The sequence below is a fragment of the Sulfitobacter sp. genome (genome assembly GCF_036961165.1).
Taxonomy (GTDB): domain Bacteria; phylum Pseudomonadota; class Alphaproteobacteria; order Rhodobacterales; family Rhodobacteraceae; genus Sulfitobacter.
On sequence record NZ_JBALVJ010000035.1, the window covers coordinates 1 to 17,476 of the forward strand.

Sequence of the window (17,476 nt, forward strand, 5' to 3'; positions counted from 1 at the left end):
TCACAGTCCCGAGCGTCCGCTTTCTTCAATTTCCCAATTTGATTTGCGGGCGCAGTGCGCAAATAGCGGGCAGTCAATTGATACCTTCTGTGGAGGCGCGCGTGCTGGGCTGGGGCCACGGACAGCAGGACGAACAAGGCGGATGCCGCGTAGGGCGCAGGCCCGGGCCTGCTGTTCTCTGCCCTGCGGTAACACTGCTACCATACCAATAATCTATTGTGGCTCACGGCCCTGAGCCGCCATCGAACACGACTTTCCATTGCTGAGGTGTGCCACGTCGAAGCGGCCATTCGCCGCTCCTGATTTGTCATGGAGACCTTGAAGAACCGGTGCGTTGGCCGTGCTGTCCTGGATGATGCAGACCCAGCTCTCGATCAAGACCGGATCCGCATCCTTGGAGTTCATCAAAGCGAGTAAGCGAAACCTATCCGGGAAGTTTTCCGCCTTCATAAAGCCATTTCACGGCGTCAGCGTCGGGACAGATCTGGCTGCCCACTTCGCGTAGGTGTTGCGAAATTTCGGATGTCATGCCGTCTGCCTTTGCCTTCCCAACTTCGCCCTGACGCATCATCGCGCCAGACTTGAGGATCGGGACCTTTCCAGCGGTGTTCGCTTCAAACTTTCTCTCGTTCTGCTTCATCCACGGGAACGACGTGTATTCAAGGATGTTCGCCCACTGATCTTCGCTTGGCGCTTCACCAATGAAGTCGGCTATCTTCCGCACCGATCCTTCGTGGTCCTTTTTCATGTCCGCATAGTGGAGGAACATGACGTTCGGTTCATTGCGCAGCGGCCACCACGCGGCCAGAAAGCCAAACACAGCACCCTGCATGCCATTCGCGTCAATGACATCGGAATAGAACGATGGGAAGTCCGATCGGCACATAGCCTCGCGTGGCATACCCCACAGGCCGAACCAATCGTCCGAATGCTTGTTAACGAATGGCCAGAATGACACGAACGCCTCTTCCGGGTTACGAAACACGACGACATACTTCACGTCCTTGCCCGACCCAGCCGCCTGAAATGGCACGGCGGGAGGCGGGGAATGCGTCTTGAAGGCACGGCGGACATTGGCAGGCATCGCGCTCACACGGTCAACAACATCCTGATGGGGCTGCTCAGGGAAGCCCAGGAATTCGATCCACGGCACTTCCTCGTATATATCTTGAAAATCAGAGGTCCCACCGGTTACCAACTGGTGAACGATATTCATCGTCCATGTTGTGCCGCTTTTCAGGGGCACCGAAACGACGACATCGCCATCGCGCCATTCGATTTTCTGTTGAATGTCGGGTTGAATCCACGGCGGGCCTGCGGGCGGGGTTTCGTTTTCTGATGTATCGGTCATCTTATCAGTCTCCTGTTGAAATTCTGCCCTGAAATCTGACCATCTAAATATTGGCCGCGCCTGTAGCTGGTTTCCCAAGGAGTAGCGGTAAGCTATTTTGTGTATGGCACAGAAAACTCTCGTGTAAAGCTCACTTGGATGTCAGCTTTTGCATTTGGGCACGACCAGCGCGCACTTGCAGCGAATGGCCGCTCTCCGCCCAAGATGTCGTTCGGCCATGTCCGCTTTGGGCTGGAAGTGGTCATTAGACGTGTTTCACATGAACGGCAGTTTTGGGCCGTGAATGAACTTGTATCTGACGGTTGATCACCACAAATATATCCTTCGACGGACCGCACCTCAGCGTCCGAGTTAGTCGCTGGATATTGGTTTGGGCCGAATTGAGAATCGGCATTCAAAAGGTTAGCGATTATCTTGATTTCGGATGTCACGGAGAATGACAGCGCCAAGTTCTAGAACGGCAGTTGTGCTATTTTCCAAACCTAAAGATGTGCTATTTTTTTTCACGTTTCCACCTAGACAGTGTGCATTGAGCTCGAACCCTCAAGTTGTGCTATTTTCATATTCATAAGATGTGCCTTTTTATTTAGATGATGTCATTTACTATATCCTTTTCAGACACTTAACTTCCGAACTAACCTGATGGTGTTCCTCGAATTTCAACTGAGAGAATTCGAAGCCAAAACATAAGGAGAGTTCGAACATGTCAAATCCAGCAAACGTTCCCAATGTCGTCCCATTTCGTCACGACGACGAAAATGGTCGCAACCACCTACCCAATCTCACCCAATATGAAGATCGGCTCAAAGAATTTGGGTTGCTTCCCAAGGAGCAACAAGAGTTCCTTGGGGCACTCTGGGTTCTCATCTCTGGTTTCATCGATTTGGGGTATGGCGTGCATCCGACCCAATTCCGTCAAGTGCCAGATGGTCTGGACGCGGTTGTCCTGCAAACCGTTGAACAACATTTTGCAAAGGCTGCTTAATCTCCCCCTCTAAAAGTAAAAACTTTATCCGAGCAACGGGCGTCGCCCGCTGCTCATTTCTAAAGGATTAAATAAGTTATGTTAGAAAAAGCTCAAAAAGGCCCATCACAGAAATGCGCGATCTACGTCCGTGTGTCATCGATCAAACAGGTCAATGAAGGCTCTGGTTTATCCAGTCAGGAACAAAGTTGCCGCGTATACGCGGAAGCGAACGGATATGAAGTAGCACAGGTCTTTAGCGACGTTGTTTCGGGCACGGAAGGAGAACGTACTGGCACGAAAGCGTTGGTTCGATACCTCAAGGCGCATCGGTCCGAGAAAATTGTCGTAGTGGTCGATGATATTGATCGGTTTGCGCGCGACGTTTCGGTTTATAGCGATTTGCATAAGCAAATCGTTGCAGCGGGTGCCCGCCTTGAAAGCCCAAAGTTCAAGATGTCCGACGAAGCACATTCGGTGTTCGAACTGAAGCTTCGCGTGTTGTTGGGAGAATTGGAGGTTGGCAAAAACAAGGAACGTTCCCGAGACAGGGTCATCGCACGCCTTCAGACAGGCTATTGGACGTTTTCGGCCCCTGTTGGCTACGAGTATTACAGACGCGGATCAGAGGGCAAGGTACTGGTACGCACAGAGCCTGTGGCTTCGATCCTAGCAGAGGCGCTCAACGGTTTTGCAACCGGTCGTTTTCAATCCCAAGCCGAAGTTAAGCGGTTTCTAGATTCCAAGAACGAGTTCCCGAAGGACTACAGAGGTACCGAGGTCAGATTTGATCGCGTGAGGCAGTTTCTGACCAATTTGTTGTACGCGGGCCATTTAGAAAGGCCAGAGCGGAACATTCCATTTACCAGAGCTGTGCATGAACCGCTCATTACCTACGAAACCTATTTGATAAATCAAGACCGCCTCAATTCTACCGCTGTCGCTCCCGCACGGAAAGACATCGACTTTGAGTTCCCCCTACGGGGCTTTGTCAAATGCGCGACGTGCGGCAGAAAACTGACCTCTTGTTGGTCGCGAAGCGGTACCGGAGTGCGCTATCCCTACTACCTCTGTCAGTATCGGTCATGTTCACAAAAAGGAAAGTCAGTTCCTCGTGACCGGCTTGAACGTCAGTTCGAAACGCTTTTACAGTCAATCGAGCCATCACCAGCAACGCTAGACCTGGCCGAGGCTGTCTTTCGCGATGCTTGGGATCGCAGGGGGGCATGGGCCAAACAAGAAACCAGCAGACAGAGGCAGCGCGTCACTCAGCTTAAGAAAGAGAGTTCAAACGTTCTTAACCGCGCAGTTCAAACTCAAAGCGACGCGGTCGCTACTGCATACGAAGCAAAGGCAAACGAGCTACAGTCCGAGACCGCAAAAATGGAAGCAGAAATTGATCGAATGACCTTCCCGGAGCGTTCCTTCGACGAAATGTTCGAACTCGCCATGCACTTTCTATCAAGCCCCTATAAAATATGGGAGAAAGCCAATTGCACACTGAAGCGGGTCGTCCTTAGGTTGGTTTTTGCCAGCCCTGTGGAATATGATCGAAAAGAAGGTGTTCGAACTCTAAATACTACCTTACCCTTCAAGGCCTTAGACTATCTGAAGGGTAGTGATTTAAAAATGGTGCGGGCGGTGGGAGTCGAACCCACACGGGCATACGCCCAACAGATTTTAAGTCTGGTATGTCTACCATTCCATCACGCCCGCACGTGCAGGGTTGCCCCTTGCGCGGTACAATAGCTTGCCGCTCCGCAGTGTAAATGGGCGAAGCGGCGCTGTTTTCAGATATCCTCACCTACAGGACCCAGAGGTGCGCCTTTGGCCAACAAAGCTGCCTCGGAGAGCCATGGATTGTTCGCCACCGCCAGTAGCATTTGCGCGCGTGCCTCAGCGGTGCGGCCCATGTTCATCAACGTAAGCCCCCTGCCCGATTGCGCCGCCACGTGGCGCGGTTGCAAGGTCAGCGCACGATCCAGATCGCTGAGCGCCGCCTCGTAATCCTCGCGCAGAAAACTGATATAGGCGCGCTGGTTCCAGCCCTCGGCATAGTCAGGGCAATAGTCGATGAGGCGGGTGAATTCGCGGTGCGCTCCTGCAAAGTCAAAGCTGCCGCGCGCAGCCATGCCGCGATCCAACACCGCCTGCGCCGCTTCGTCGGGAGCACGCAACCAGACCTGCCACATCGCGTCCGACACCGAACGCCCCTGCTTAAAATCCTCAGCTTCCCGCGCCTGTCCAAAGAGGCCTTCCAACTCAACGCCCACGTCGGCGGGCGCAGGGCAGTCCTGCGCAAAAGCAAAGGACGAAAAAGCAGGACTGGCGATCAGGGTAAGAGCAAGAAGGTTACGCATGCCAACAAAAGTGGCGCAAGACGACGCTACGTCAAGTCCCTTCTGACAACATCACTTCTTTCACCGCCTCCATCGCGACATAGGTCGAGGTCGACCCGACATGCGGCAGCGCCGAAATTGTATCGCCCAAAAACGCACGGTAGCTTGCCATGTCGCGGGTCCGTACTTTTAGCAGATAATCAAAGTTACCCGCAATCATATGGGCCTGTTCGATCTGCGGCACCTTCGCCACGGCGTTGTTGAACGCAGTCAGCGCGCTTTCGCGCGTGTCGGTCAGCCGCACTTCAACAAAGGCGACATGATCCAGGCCCAGACGGATCGGGTTCAGCATCGCGCGGTAACCCAAAATAACACGATTTTCCTCAAGCCTGCGCAACCGTGCCTGAGTGGGGGACTTGGACAAGCCGATCCGCTTTGCGAGGTCCGTAATGCTTATGCGCCCGTCCTCAGCCAGTGTGCTGAGAATCGCCTGATCGAACTGGTCGAGCTCCAAAGTGTTTTGCGCCATATTTCTCGCCCTAAATAAAGCATTTCGCCCAGCGTATGGGACATCTTCAGTCAATATGCCTGCACAGCTTGCGCTATGCTAGGCAAAACCATGCATGGAGCGACCAAATGGCACGTGATACCTCTCTTTCTCTGCGCGCATCTATTGATACCGGCACATATCGGGACGCCGATAGCGTTCTGGCGACATTGATCCAGACAGCCGCGCTGAGCGATGCCGACCGTGCCGCGATCAGCGACACGGCTGCAGGCCTCGTCCGTGATATCCGCGGCGCCACTGCCCCCGGCATGATGGAGGTCTTTCTGGCCGAATACGGTCTTTCCACAGATGAGGGCGTTGCCCTGATGTGTCTGGCCGAAGCACTGCTGCGTGTGCCAGATCCAGATACGATGGACGCGCTGATCGAGGATAAGATTGCGCCGTCTGACTGGGGCCGCCACATGGGGCATTCCACCTCAACGATGGTGAACGCGTCAACTTGGGCGCTCATGCTGACAGGGCGTGTGCTGGATGATGAACAGCCCGGCCCCGTGCGCCACCTGCGCGCCGCCATCAAACGTCTGGGGGAGCCGGTGATCCGTACCGCTGTGGCCCGTGCCATGAAGGAAATGGGCCGCCAGTTCGTGCTGGGCGAAGACATCAAAGGCGCCATGAAACGCGCCGCAGGGATGGAGGCCAAAGGCTTTACATATTCCTATGACATGCTGGGCGAAGCTGCGCGCACCGAAGCCGACGCGCGCCGCTACCACCTAAGCTATTCCGATGCGATCTCTTCCATCGCGCGCGGCTGTACTCATGACGATATCCGCAAAAACCCCGGCATTTCGGTCAAGCTGTCGGCCCTACACCCCCGCTATGAAGTGGCGCAGGAAGCGGCTGTGATGACCGATCTGGTGCCACGCCTGCGCGCGCTGTGCCTGCTAGCGAAATCCGCTGGCATGGGCCTGAACGTGGACGCCGAAGAGGCCGACCGCCTTAGCCTCTCGCTTAATGTGATCGACGCTGTCATGGCTGAGCCTGCACTGGCCGGTTGGGATGGCTTTGGCATAGTGGTACAGGCCTATGGCCCCCGCGCCGCTGACGTGATCGACGCGCTCTATGAAATGGCGCAAATCAACGACCGCCGCATCATGGTGCGTTTGGTCAAAGGCGCCTATTGGGACACAGAGATCAAGCGCGCGCAGGTCGAGGGCGTGGACGGCTTTCCGGTGTTCACACGCAAAGCGGCGACCGACGTCAGCTATATCTCGAACGCACGCAAGCTGTTGGGCATGACCGACCGCATCTATCCACAATTCGCCACCCACAACGCCCACACGGTCGCCGCCGTGCTGCACATGGGGCAGGACAAAGAGACCTACGAATTCCAACGTCTGCACGGCATGGGCGAGACGCTGCACAAAATCGTACTGAAAAACCACGGCAGCCACTGCCGTATCTACGCCCCCGTTGGCGCACACAAAGACCTGCTGGCCTATCTCGTGCGCCGCTTGCTGGAAAACGGCGCGAACTCCAGCTTCGTCAACCAGATCGTGGACGAAGACGTGGCCCCAGAAGAAGTCGCAGCCGACCCCTTTGCAAAGCTGCAAGACAGCGTTCCCTACATTCCCACAGGCCCCGAAATTTTCCGCCCGATGCGGGCAAATGCACGCGGATTTGACCTCAACCACACCCCTACCTTGACCGCCATCGACGCCGCCCGCGCGCCGTTCGCGGATCACACGTGGACTGCCGCTCCGCTGGTTGCGGGGGGGGCCAAAGGCAGCACCCCAGAGCCTGTGCAGAACCCTGCGGGTCTCAGCAGCCCCGGCACGGTACGCAATGCGACACCCGCGGATGTGGCAAAGGCACTGGACGCGGCCGCCCGTTGGGACGCACCACTGGATGATCGCTGTGCGGCTCTGCTGCGCGCCGCTGACATCTACGAAGAACGCTATGGCGAGATCTTTGCCTTGCTCACGCGTGAAGCGGGCAAAAGCCTGCCCGATTGCGTGGCAGAACTGCGCGAAGGCGTTGATTTCTTGCGCTATTACGCAGCCCAAGCGACCAACACGCCTCCGGTAGGTGTGTTCACCTGTATCTCTCCATGGAACTTCCCGTTTGCGATTTTCCTTGGCCAGATCAGTGCGGCCCTTGCCGCTGGTAACGCTGTACTGGCTAAGCCGGCCGAGCAAACACCGCTGATTGCCTATCTGGCAATTCAGGTCCTTCATGAAGCAGGCGTTCCTATGACAGCGCTGCAACTACTGCCCGGTGGCGGCGACATTGGGGCGGCTGTCACATCGGACGCGCGCATCGGCAGTGTGGCCTTCACTGGCTCCACCACCACCGCCCTGCGCATCCGCAGCGCCATGGCTGATCACTGCGCCCCTGGCACCCCGCTGATTGCAGAGACGGGTGGACTAAACGCTATGATCGTCGACAGCACAGCCTTGCCCGAGCAGGCCGTGCAATCCATCATCGAGAGTGCATTCCAATCCGCAGGCCAGCGCTGTTCTGCTCTGCGCTGCCTTTACGTGCAGGAAGACATTGCCGAGCCTTTCTTGAAAATGCTCACAGGCGCAATGCAGTCGTTAAAAATGGGCGACCCTTGGCTTCTTAGCACTGATGTTGGCCCTGTTATCGACGAGATGGCGCGCCAAGGCATTGCAACGCATGTCGACGCAGCCCGCGCGGCAGGCCGCCTGATTGCAGAGATGCCAACCCCTGACACCGGCACCTACATTGCGCCGACCATCCTGCGCGTGGCAGGCATCGGTGATCTGGAGCGTGAAATCTTCGGCCCCGTGCTGCATATTGCGACCTTCAAATCCCGCGAGTTGGACAAGGTGATTGATGCGATCAACGGCACAGGTTATGGCCTGACCTTCGGCCTGCACACGCGTATTGACGACCGGGTGCAGCATGTCTCCGAGAGGATCGAAGCGGGCAACATCTACATCAACCGCAACCAGATTGGTGCGATTGTGGGATCACAGCCCTTTGGGGGCGAAGGCCTTTCGGGCACTGGCCCCAAAGCGGGTGGCCCGAACTATTTGCCGCGCTTCTCCGCCCCTGATCTGGCAGAGGTATCCCCCGCATGGGAGAAGTCGGGCACCCTGCCTGCTGTGCCTGAGCAGAAGGAAGGCTTTACCGACACCCAGTCGCTGCCCGGCCCCACCGGCGAAAGCAACCGTTTGTCCACGCTGCCGCGATCCGCGATCCTGTGCCTTGGCCCCACCGCCGACACAGCTGATGCGCAAAAGCGCGCGGTCGAGGCTTTGGGCGGCGTCGCGGTCACCGTCGCAGGTGCAATCCCGCCAGAGGACCTTACCGGCGGTCCCGCCTATGGCGGCGTCCTGTGGTGGGGCGATATCGACACGGCCCGCAGATATGAACAGGCGCTGGCAAAACGCACAGGTCCGATCATCCCGTTGCTGCGTGGTCTGCCCGATACAGCCCGCGTCCGGCAAGAACGCCACGTCTGCGTAGATACCACTGCATCAGGTGGCAACGCGGCCCTGCTTGGCGCCGCATCCTGATCCAATGCTGCGCGCAGGTCTTCCCTGCGCGCAGCACCTCCCCCATCCCTGCATTTTTCCAATGAACTCAACTCCGTGCTGTGGGCCAAGCGCCTCTTGACGCTCCATCCGGAATGGCAGAACGTAACCGTCGATGTTTCCAATCCGTGATCATAACCCCTCTGGCCGCGTTCCTTACGTGACGTACGCGCTGATAGCGGCGAACATCGGGATTTTCCTCAGCTTGCTGCCCATCTCTGGTGATGAGAACGCCATGGCCCAGTTCTACTATGACTGGGCCTTGCTCCCGCGCCGCATAATGGAGGCAGATGGCTACACCGCCTTGCTCACCTCACAGTTTTTGCACGGTGGCTTTATGCATATTGCGGGCAATATGCTGTTTTTGTGGATCTTCGGCGATAACGTTGAGGATGAGATGGGCCATCTGCCGTTTCTCGCCTTCTATCTTGCTACCGGTACCTTGTCCGGACTGGCCCACGTCGTGGCTGATCCTAACTCTCTTGTGCCTACAGTGGGCGCATCGGGCGCGATTGCAGGTGTGATGGGCAGCTATCTGCTGCTTTTCCCGAAGGCAAAAGTTGATATTCTTCTGATCTTCATCATTATCTTCCGCATCATCTCGATCCCGTCGTGGATCATGCTGATGGTGTGGTTTGGCATGCAATTTATTGGTGGCATTGGTGCGACGCCAGACACTGGCGGCGTGGCCTACTGGGCCCATGCAGGCGGCTTTGTTGCTGGCATTATCCTCACCCTCCCGCTTTGGCTGCGCCGTGGCGGTCCAGATTTCTGGCGCGCAACCCATGGCCAGCCGCCCCACCCCGAGGCAAAGTATGCCGTGCCAAGCTCGATCCCGAAGGTAAAACGTAAATGAGCCTTGAGATCACGGCAAGCTGCCATTGCGGGGCCACTGCCCTGCGCGCAAGTCTGCCTTTCGGGTTGTCGGATGCAGCGCGCTGCACCTGTTCATTCTGCAAAAGGCGTCAGGCAGCGGCGGTTACAGCGACCACCAGTAGTGTCGTGGTCACCAAGGGCGCTGATCACTTACAGCTGTACAGCTGGGGCACCCACACCGCGAAACACTATTTCTGCAAGACCTGTGGCATCTATCTATACCACCAGCGCCGCGCAGACCCCGCACAATGCGGGATCAACCTTGGCTGTATTGAGGGCGTCAACACGTGGGAGCATGAGCCGGTTCGTTGGACGGATGGCGTTAACCATCCCTCCGACAGAGGCGATACCTAGCCGCGAACGATCTTGGAGAAGCCTGTAAAGATCGCCTCGTTGGACGCGATGATCTCACCGTTTGCCAGAATGTCACCTTGCGGATTGATCGGCTCAACCAGACCACCGGCCTCACGCACAATGATCACGCCTGCGGCAAGATCCCATGCGTTCAGGCGACGTTCCCAGAAGCCGTCATAGCGGCCAGCAGCCACGTAAGCAAGATCAAGCGCAGCAGAGCCCCAACGACGGATACCCGCACAAGCAGGGGCCAGACGCGCCAGATCCTGCAAAGTGGTAGGCAGATCGGAACGGCCCCCGAAAGGGATGCCTGTGGCAAAGATCGATTCGATCATCTTGTGACGGCCCGACACCCGCAGGCGGCTTTCGTTCAGCCATGCACCGGCGCCTTTTTCGGCAAAGAACATCTCGTCCTTGGCGGCATCAAAGACCACACCAGCGACAACCTGACCTTTATGCTCAAGCGCGATGGAAACCGCCCAATGGGGCAAGCCATGCAAGAAGTTCGTGGTCCCGTCCAGCGGGTCAACGATCCAGCGGCGTGTGGGGTCTTCGCCTTCTTCTGCGCCACCCTCTTCGGCTATCCAGCCATAGGTCGGGCGTGCGCTGCGCAGCTCGTCTTTAAGCAGCTTCTCGGCGTTGATGTCGGCACGACTCACAAAGTCGCCTGCACCTTTCATGGAAACCTGAAGGTTCTCGACTTCGCGGAAGTCCTTCACCAGAGCGCGACCAGCTCTGCGCGCGGCCTTGATCATAATGTTGAGATTTGCACTGCCTACCATGTCATCGCGGCCTTTTCTGAGTGGATCAGCGCCCTCTTAGGACGTGACACGCAGAAAGCCAATAGGCCGTGACGCAGCGTGTCGCTTGTGCCTTCATCAACTGAGACTACCGTGAACAGAATCAAATGGAGGACCCTATGACCGAAATGATGAAACAGATTGTACTCGCCAGCCGCCCCAACGGCGCGCCGACGCCTGAGAACTTCCGCCTCGAAGAGGCCGCCATTCCCACGCCCGGCGAAGGCGAAGTACTGGTCCGCGTGCATTACATGTCGCTTGACCCCTACATGCGCGGACGGATGGACGATGCGAAATCCTACGCTGCCAACATTCCGGTCGATGGTAAAATGGAAGGTGGCTCTGTCGGTGAGATCATCGCCTCCAACGCTAAAGGCTTTGAGGTTGGCGATTTCGTGATGGGTGGCTTCGGCTGGGCCACGCATTCTGTTGCGCCTGCCGCTGGTCTGGCCAAGATCGACCCTAACGCCGCGCCGATCACCTACGCACTGGGCGTGCTTGGCATGCCGGGCCTCACAGGTTGGTACGGCCTGACCGAACTGGGCAAACCAAAAGCGGGCGAAACACTGGTTGTTGCGGCGGCTACTGGGCCTGTTGGCTCAATGGTTGGCCAAATCGCAAAATCCATGGGTCTGCGGACCGTCGGCATCGCCGGTGGCCCAGAGAAATGCAAATTGGCGAAAGAGCACTTCGGCTTTGACGAATGCATCGACCACTACGCATTCGATAGCGCCGACGCCCTGCGCAAAGAGATCAAGGCCGCCTGCCCAAAAGGCATCGACATCTACTTTGAAAACGTCGGTGGCAAGGTTCTTGAGGCAGTGATGCCCCTGATGAACCCCTTCGGCCGCATCCCGATTTGCGGAATGATCGCATGGTACAATGAAGGTGGCCTTGGTGCTGATGCGATTGAGAAGACCCTCACCGCCCCGAAGCTGTGGCGCACGATCCTCGTCAACTTCCTGAGCGTGAACGGCTTTATCATCTCCAACCACTGGGACCGCATGGGCGACTTCCACAAGGCTGTTGGCCCGATGATCGCCGATGGTTCGGTCAAAGTACAAGAAGACATCACCGAAGGTCTTGAGAACGCGCCCGAAGCTTTCATCAAGCTGCTGACAGGTGGCAACACCGGCAAGGCCATCGTGAAGGTTATCTAAACCTCAAACCCCGCGCTGCCCCCCGTGGCGCGGGACCACTCCTTCATTTTGCCGATTAACACAGATACGATGGCGGCACAGTATACCGCCCTAGCATAACAAAAAACGCCAGCCCTTCTGCATTACAAGGCCCTCCGGCGCGCCGACAATCATTGCGCCCGCGCCTCTCCGATATCTCCTTGATCCATTTTCTGCGCGCACCGTGTGCGCGCGGTCTCAACTGCAACTTGCAAGATCGGTTTGGTCCAGATTTCGGGTACGAATACTTCCGTTTGATTCCAAAAGCTTTTTGCCAGTGTCAGGCCATATATTTTATCGCTGGATAATATATATTCAATCTATAGTAGTCAAACGTGGAAAAACCAAGAAGAATGTCGACGCGTGCACGTTAGAGGCTTGACCTGTTTGCAAAATTGACGCCTCTTGAATGGTGAGACCCGCAGTAACTGGGGACGGGTTAAGCAATCTTTTCCTATTACATCATTTTCGGGTCTGTATCGGCCCCAATTCTGAAAGAAAAAATCTCACATGGCAAATTTTAACATTAACTCCACTTTTACCTCCTCCCAAACCCTCCTTGATGGTGAACGCGGAATCATCGGCGCAGCCGGTTCGCTTCAGGTCTTTAGCGGTCCGCTCGTCATGCAGGGCTCCAGTTCACTTTTGCTGAACGGCGCGATTATCGGTTTCGGATTCGGCATCAATGCGCAACCCGTAGATGATCTCCTAGTGCTTATCGGAGAGACGGGCACGATCCTGACCGATGGTTCTGGCATCGTCGCAAATGTAGCGGGCTCCGTCAAAATTTCAAACAGCGGCACGATCACCGGTGGTATTACCGCCCTTGATCTAAGAGCGGCGTCTTCTGCAACAAGCCCTGTCAACTACGACATCATAAACGCCGGCGTGATGACCGCGATGGATTTTCCTGCGATTTTCCTCGTCCTCAATACAAACGGTTTTTCTCAAATCATCAACAGTGGCGTGATCTCGTCCGGAACGACCGCCATTCAAAATGCCAGTAACACCGGCGTTTCCATTGTGCGAAACACAGGCGAGATTTTGGGCGGGGAGCTGGGAAACACTGGAAATGCTGGCACTTTTTCCTATATTGGTAACAATGGCGTCGACCGGATTTTCAACCAGGGTTTGATGAGCGGTTCCATCTCACTTGGCGGCAACGCGGATGCCTATACCAGCATTGATGCAGGCAGCGTCGCGGGTGAAGTATTAGGGGGCGCCGGCAATGACATTCTGCGCGGCGGCAGCGGCGACGACGACTTAAACGGGGGTGCCGACAACGACCGGGTGTTTGGCGGCGGCGGTGATGACACCCTGAAGGGCGACGTTGGCGAAGACATCGTTTTGGGTGGCTCTGGCGATGATAACATCGAAGGCGGTGACAATAACGACACCCTGCGTGGCGATTCCGGCGACGACCTGATCTTTGGCGGAAGCGGCAACGACAACCTCTTCGGCGGAAGCGGCAATGACTCTATGGAAGGCGGCGCCAACAACGACACGCTGCGCGCCGATTCCGGCGATGACACCTTGGCCGGCGATGCGGGCAATGATGTTTTGTTTGGCGGTGCCGATAATGATGCGCTTTCCGGCGGCGCTGACAGCGACGTCATGTTCGGCGAAACCGGCGATGATGTGCTTGAGGGCGACGGGGGCAGCGACAGGATGTATGGCGGCGCGGGCGACGACACGCTGGATGGCGGCGCCAACGAGGATCGCATGTTTGGCGGGTCAGGCGCGGATACCTTCGTTTTCGACGAGGTAAGCGACAGCGCATTCGGGGCTCCACTCGATATTATCAATGACTTCGAAAGCGGTGTTGATAAGTTTGACTTTTCCGGGCTTGTTCTGGGTGAGCTTGAGTACAGCGGCACAGGCGGATTTTCGGGCGGCGGCGATGCATCACTGCGCTATGTGGAGAGGCCCTTTGGACTGTCTATTCAGGTAGATACCGATGGCAATAGAACCCCCGATATGCAAATCAACGTGGCAGGAACGTTCAGCCTGCTAGAGAGCGATTTCCTCCTCTGATCGGCTGATCTTCGGGTATAGGTGCCAGAGGGGTGCACAGCCGGGCGATTGTTTCAACCTTCTCAAAAGGATGAAACATTCGGCGGTTGTGCACTTCCTCACCCCCAGGACCCTGCGAGATAAGCAATAAATCTTTCACAGGGGAATGCGGCATGGCTACTGTCAGGCCCTTGCATCCCGGTCTGCAATACTTGTGTTCGCGCAATTCCTTCGTCGTCTGCGATCTGACCATAAGTCAGCACAGCTTCACCATTGATTACGTTAAGCTACCGACGTTCTGTGTCACGAACTGCTAAATCACCCCGTATTACACTGGCTTCCCGCACCAAAACCATGCCTCCAAAGGGCTCCGAGCAACCTTCCGCACTGCGGTATTCAATGGACAAGCAGGCGGTTTGGGGCTGACACGGCCGGCCCATGGCTGCGGTTAATCGCCTTTGGCACTCAGTCCCTAAAAATGGTGAATAATTCTTGCGGTTGGTCGACGCCACGCAACATGTAACGCCCCAAAGAAATAAGGCCGAACTCGGTATAGGACACATCTCGGGCAACCGCTTCTGAAATTACAATGCGCTGCCCCAAAGATCGGTGCATCGCTGAAATCCGGGCCGCCAGATTCACTTCCGGGCCGATCACAGTGAAATCCAGGCGCTCGTCGCCGCCCATGTTGCCATAAAGAACTGGTCCAGCATGGACCGCCATTGTGTACTCCAGCGTCGGCAAACCATTGGCTGCGCGCGCCTGACTGCAGTTAGCCATTTCATGTTCCAGCGCCTCTGTCATTCTCAGAGCACGCTGTGGGGCGTCGGAAAGATGGTGCCGGTCAAAGATCGCCAGCAATCCATCGCCCATGAACTTCAGAACATTTCCACCATTTGCCTCGATCTGTTCTACAACCGTGCCGAAATAGTCGTTAAGCAGCGCAAGTAAAGCTTCGCCCTCGATCTGCTGAGACATGCTCGTAAAGTCCGCCAGATCAAAATAACAAATTACTGCGTCAATCCAATGAGATGAGCCGCGCTGAATTTCCCCTGAGAGCACTCGCTGACCGGCGTCGCGCCCCAAATAGACCCCCAAAAGATCCTCTGCCATTTTCCGGTTCGATCCAGATTTTAGGGCAAGGCACAGTACCGGAAAGGTAGCCCTGATCAGACCGATATCCTGTTCTGAAAAACCTTCGGCGGCATGAGACATCCAGGACATCATTACCCCCTCAATTCCATCTTCTAATGCCACAGGGGTTCCTTCTTCCCATCCGCTAAATGCAACGGCGGCAGCAAAATAGTCAGTCGCCCCCACGGCCTTCATCTCGTTTAGCAAGGCGAAGCGACTGGGGTCGTTCGTTTCGCAAAGCCGTTCACGATAGTTCGACAACCCATGGGACAGCATGTAATAAAAAGGACTGACACGCCAAACGTCACCGGATTGGTTAGCGTGTTCATACTCATGCCGCACCGAGCCTGCACTATTAAGCCAATCAAAGCCAACGCCGCCATAAACTGGGTGCAGCGCGTTCATCGTAACATGGGCTCTAATTAGGGGTGCGCCCAGCGCCACAAGCTTCTGGCAATATGCTTCAAGCATATCGATTTGAGGACTGCCGAGAATCCCCTCCTGAACCAGCCAAGCCGAAAGTCCACCTATCCTTGGGTCTTCGACCGCGTCGTAGTTTGGATTATTGTTTGGCATTCCAGGTACAGGCTTTCTGGTTTTTATACTGACGGAAAATTTGATTTCTATCTTTTTCAGACAACGTTACAGGCGGATTGGGTCAAGCCCCACAGACATGTTTTTGCGTCCTCTAACGTATCGAAAAAGGATCCGCTGAGCAAAACGACAATGATAGTACCGAAACTGACAGATAGTAGCCGGAAAATGCGGCCCTACTTTCGGCAGTGCAGCGAGCTGGGCCATTGCGCAGCTACAACCTTCGCTGAACAGCTCTGGACTCAGCATGACACAAACGGCCCAAAACGGACATAGATTACCTCAAATTATCTACTAGGATTTGCCCTCAATCGCGCAAAGTTCGCCCAAAGCTATCCGAGTTTCACTCAGCATAGTCGGGTCAGAATCCGAACCAGTAATGAGCAAAAAATGGTTAGAATTAGGGAAAATGTCGTGATCGACTTTGACCATACAAGCCCATCTGAGATCGAGACCGGTAGAAAAGCTTGGCAAAAATCAGCCTCAACCGCCTGGTAACGGGACGCACCCGCCGCGGAATTGAGAACGAGGTTATGTGCGTCATCCAATGTCGCTAACCCTGCCAGTAGTTGGTTTCGCAAAATTCAATCTTGCCCAACACAACCAAACGGGATGTTCCTTGATTTCTGCGCTCCGGGACCCGTTACCGAGAGTATCCTCAAGCCGTTTGATTTGTTCACTGACAGCGGTAGGCGTTTTGTTCATCTACACAGCGGCTGATTTCAAACTGCGGCCTCAACGACCGACAAGAAAGTTCTGACAATCTCAAGGTCGATTGCGGAGGATATGGGTAATTTTCCTTACTCCGAATAAATACGCTGTAAAAGCTGCTGTTGGTGTATCCACAGCGAATGGCAGCGAAGTTTGCAAAGCGGAAAACCAACCACTTCGTCTCACACCGACTGCAACTTGCGCGCCTCTTTACCCGCCAATTCCAATAGCTCTTGCATGAAGGGCTTTTCGCGGTCATCCGACCGGATCGCGGCATAGAGCCTGCGGGTGATGCCCTTCTCGGTCAGTGGCCGCGTGACGTAGTCAGAGGAGTATTTCACCTCTCGCACCACCCAGTCGGGCAACACCGACACCCCACGATTAGAAGCGACCAGCAGCAAGATCACCGCCGTAAGCTCTACCTGCCGGATCACAGCAGGCTCAACCTTGGCCGGAATCAAAAGCTGGCTGAACACGTCCAGACGCGACCGCTCTACCGGATAGGTGATCAGGGTCTGACCGCGAAAGTCCTCTGCTTCGATAAAGGGTTTCTGGGCAAGCGGATGGGTGCTGGCAGCCACAAAGACCGCCTTGTAATCGAACAATTCGATAAACTCGACGCCTGCAATCTCTTCGGGATCGGAAGAGACCACCAGATCCACCTCTTCGCGCAGCAACGCTGGCAGCGCGTCAAAGGCCAAACCGGGGCGGATGTCCACGTCCACATCGCTAAAGCTGCGGCGGAACTGCTCAAGCACCGGAAACAGCCATTCAAAACAGGCGTGACATTCGATTGCGATGTGCATCCGTCCAGTACTGCCATCGCGCAAACCGCTGAATTCATCTTGCAGGGCCGCGACCTGGGGCAAAACCTGCTCTGCCAGTTTGAGCAGTCGTTGGCCTGCGGGCGACAGTTTCAGCGGTTTGGAGCGGCGCACGAACAGCTCGACCCCTGCCTGATCCTCAAGCCCTTTGACCTGATGGCTCAGCGCGGACTGGGTGATATTCATCATCTCAGCGGCCCGCGCCAAACCGCCTGCACGGTGGATGGCTTGGATGGTGCGCAGGTGGCGAAACTCGATGTGCATTGAAAA

The 17,476-nt window shown here is 55.9% G+C and carries 13 protein-coding genes, 1 tRNA gene and 1 pseudogene; 8 read left to right on the plus strand and 7 right to left on the minus strand.

The genetic code is table 11. The features are described from left to right. Positions 1–424: 424 nt before the first annotated feature. Positions 425–1,351 (minus strand): sulfotransferase domain-containing protein, encoded by a 927-nt coding sequence (locus V7730_RS14330; protein ID WP_335748283.1) that lies wholly within the window; start codon positions 1,349–1,351, stop codon positions 425–427. 138 nt (positions 1,352–1,489) lie between these two features. Here V7730_RS14330 and V7730_RS14335 point away from each other — a divergent pair, with 138 nt between their 5' ends. From V7730_RS14335 to V7730_RS22665, 3 genes and pseudogenes are all read left to right on the plus strand, one after another. Further along, positions 1,490–1,657, plus strand: coding sequence for a hypothetical protein (locus V7730_RS14335; RefSeq protein WP_335748284.1), 168 nt, complete (start codon positions 1,490–1,492; stop codon positions 1,655–1,657). Positions 1,658–2,054: 397 nt separating this feature from the next. Next, entirely contained in the window at positions 2,055–2,336 is a 282-nt protein-coding gene (locus tag V7730_RS14340) for a hypothetical protein (protein ID WP_335748285.1), read from the plus strand. Positions 2,337–2,414: 78 nt separating this feature from the next. Further along, positions 2,415–3,452, plus strand: a pseudogene (locus V7730_RS22665) (recombinase family protein); the annotation flags it as partial. A gap of 493 nt (positions 3,453–3,945) precedes the next feature. Here V7730_RS22665 and V7730_RS14345 read toward each other — a convergent pair. The 3 genes from V7730_RS14345 to V7730_RS14355 all read right to left on the minus strand — a co-directional run bounded on the left by V7730_RS14345 (position 3,946) and on the right by V7730_RS14355 (position 5,183). Continuing rightward, positions 3,946–4,031, minus strand: a tRNA-Leu gene (locus V7730_RS14345). A 74-nt stretch (positions 4,032–4,105) separates the two neighbouring features. After that, complete coding sequence (locus V7730_RS14350; protein WP_335748286.1) at positions 4,106–4,675, minus strand: tetratricopeptide repeat protein; 570 nt, start codon at positions 4,673–4,675, stop codon at positions 4,106–4,108. A 31-nt stretch (positions 4,676–4,706) separates the two neighbouring features. Then, a complete protein-coding gene (locus tag V7730_RS14355) occupies positions 4,707–5,183 on the minus strand; it encodes an Lrp/AsnC family transcriptional regulator (protein ID WP_335748287.1) in 477 nt (158 codons plus the stop codon). 107 nt (positions 5,184–5,290) lie between these two features. Here V7730_RS14355 and putA point away from each other — a divergent pair, with 107 nt between their 5' ends. The 3 genes from putA to V7730_RS14370 all read left to right on the plus strand — a co-directional run bounded on the left by putA (position 5,291) and on the right by V7730_RS14370 (position 9,952). After that, the gene (putA, locus tag V7730_RS14360) at positions 5,291–8,704 is read left to right on the plus strand and encodes a bifunctional proline dehydrogenase/L-glutamate gamma-semialdehyde dehydrogenase PutA (protein ID WP_335748288.1); all 3,414 of its coding nucleotides are present in this window, start codon (positions 5,291–5,293) and stop codon (positions 8,702–8,704) included. 133 nt (positions 8,705–8,837) lie between these two features. Further along, positions 8,838–9,578 (plus strand): rhomboid family intramembrane serine protease, encoded by a 741-nt coding sequence (locus tag V7730_RS14365; RefSeq protein ID WP_335748289.1) that lies wholly within the window; start codon positions 8,838–8,840, stop codon positions 9,576–9,578. Next, a complete protein-coding gene (locus V7730_RS14370) occupies positions 9,575–9,952 on the plus strand; it encodes a GFA family protein (RefSeq protein WP_335748290.1) in 378 nt (125 codons plus the stop codon). The genes V7730_RS14365 and V7730_RS14370 overlap by 4 nt, the downstream gene beginning before the upstream one ends. On the opposite strand, the gene V7730_RS14375 is transcribed toward V7730_RS14370, so the two are convergent. Beyond that, entirely contained in the window at positions 9,949–10,734 is a 786-nt protein-coding gene (locus V7730_RS14375; protein WP_335748291.1) for an inositol monophosphatase family protein, read from the minus strand. The two genes, V7730_RS14370 and V7730_RS14375, sit on opposite strands and share 4 nt — an antisense overlap. Positions 10,735–10,871: 137 nt before the next feature. Between V7730_RS14375 and V7730_RS14380 the strand changes: the two genes are divergently transcribed. Further along, the gene (locus V7730_RS14380; protein ID WP_335748292.1) at positions 10,872–11,912 is read left to right on the plus strand and encodes an NADP-dependent oxidoreductase; all 1,041 of its coding nucleotides are present in this window, start codon (positions 10,872–10,874) and stop codon (positions 11,910–11,912) included. A 528-nt stretch (positions 11,913–12,440) separates the two neighbouring features. Then, positions 12,441–13,964 (plus strand): calcium-binding protein, encoded by a 1,524-nt coding sequence (locus V7730_RS14385; protein ID WP_335748293.1) that lies wholly within the window; start codon positions 12,441–12,443, stop codon positions 13,962–13,964. Positions 13,965–14,408: 444 nt separating this feature from the next. On the opposite strand, the gene V7730_RS14390 is transcribed toward V7730_RS14385, so the two are convergent. Together V7730_RS14390 and V7730_RS14395 are read right to left on the minus strand one after the other, a co-directional pair. Beyond that, positions 14,409–15,653, minus strand: a complete 1,245-nt coding sequence (locus tag V7730_RS14390; protein WP_335748294.1) for an adenylate/guanylate cyclase domain-containing protein — start codon at positions 15,651–15,653, stop codon at positions 14,409–14,411. A gap of 911 nt (positions 15,654–16,564) precedes the next feature. Further along, positions 16,565–17,470 (minus strand): LysR family transcriptional regulator, encoded by a 906-nt coding sequence (locus V7730_RS14395; protein WP_335748295.1) that lies wholly within the window; start codon positions 17,468–17,470, stop codon positions 16,565–16,567. Positions 17,471–17,476: the final 6 nt, after the last annotated feature.